Annotated in this window: 1 protein-coding gene and 1 pseudogene; both read right to left on the reverse strand. The window is 56.0% G+C overall.

All coding sequences use genetic code 11. From position 1 onward, the window contains the following. Positions 1 to 39 precede the first annotated feature (39 nt). Positions 40 to 891 (reverse strand): IS110 family RNA-guided transposase, encoded by an 852-nt coding sequence (locus tag CRO06_RS19775; protein WP_280522558.1) that lies wholly within the window; start codon positions 889 to 891, stop codon positions 40 to 42. Next, positions 892 to 1,105, reverse strand: a pseudogene (locus tag CRO06_RS20275) (hypothetical protein); the annotation flags it as partial. It abuts the gene before it with no gap.

Genomic DNA, 1,105 nt, shown 5'->3' on the forward strand with positions numbered 1-1,105 from the left:
CTGTAGATACCGTCTCTCTCCCTACCCTGCAAGCCGTCTCTAAGCGACTTGCGGGGTATAGGCCTGCTGATGCTTGATCACCCCATAGGCGATTTGCACCATCTTGCGCATGGCCGCAACCACAATGGCCATTCCTGACTTGCCTCTGGCCTCCATCCGCATTCGCAGTGCATGGATATCTCGGTTATGAGTACAGGCCGTCACCGCAGCCATGTAAAGCTTGCCGCGAACACTCGACCGGCCTCCTCTTTGTCTCTTTGCAGGCTTCTTCGACTCGCCCGATTCGTGGTGCATAGGCACCAAGCCGACGAACGCCGCGCACTGTTTGGCAGACTGGAACCGGCGGCTGTGGATCAGGGATAGGAGTTCGCGGGAGACCACATCGCCAACGCCCTGGATGCTCCTCAGTAAGGCCCGATCTTTCTTCAACTGCGGGTGGCCATCAATATGGTCGTCGATATCCTGTTTCAGCTTTCGGATCTCTTCCTCCAGCGCGGCAATCATTTCCTTGATAGAGGTAATCACCCGATCACTGGACTGGGCAAATTCCGCTTTCTCAAGCCGGTTCTGTTCTCGTTGATGGTCTTTCTCCAGCGCTTCCAGACGGCGCATCAGCGCCCGCAACTGCCTGATTTCCGGCGCCTCTGGCTGCCAGCGATGCAGCCGCTCATGCTTTTCTTTCGCATACAGCGCCAGGACCAGTGAATCCATCTTGTCCGTCTTGCTCAGGAACCCTTCACTCTTGGCAAAATCCCGGGTTCGCGCCGGGTTCGCTACATAGACCTGAATGCCCGCCTCGTAGAGCGCATAGGTCAGATGCTCGTGATACACGCTGGTCGCTTCCAGCACAACATGGATATCGGAAGGGGCTTCGCCTGTCTGCTTGAACAGTCACTGGACAACCTCATCCTGCTTGCCCGGCTGATTCAGGAAAACCCGTGTCTTGATCTTCTGGGGACGGGACTGCCGCAGCCACAGCACGTCCAGTTTCTTCTTGCTGACATCAATACCAATAAACGCCATCTCTCGTGTCTTCCCTTGCTTATACGGCTTCATCCCGCTGTGAGGAGAGCCCGGATACCGTTCAGATTTAAGAGAATGTGGG

Origin of the sequence: Alloalcanivorax xenomutans (genome assembly GCF_900217905.1) — a bacterium.
In the GTDB taxonomy this organism is placed as follows: domain Bacteria; phylum Pseudomonadota; class Gammaproteobacteria; order Pseudomonadales; family Alcanivoracaceae; genus Alloalcanivorax; species Alloalcanivorax xenomutans.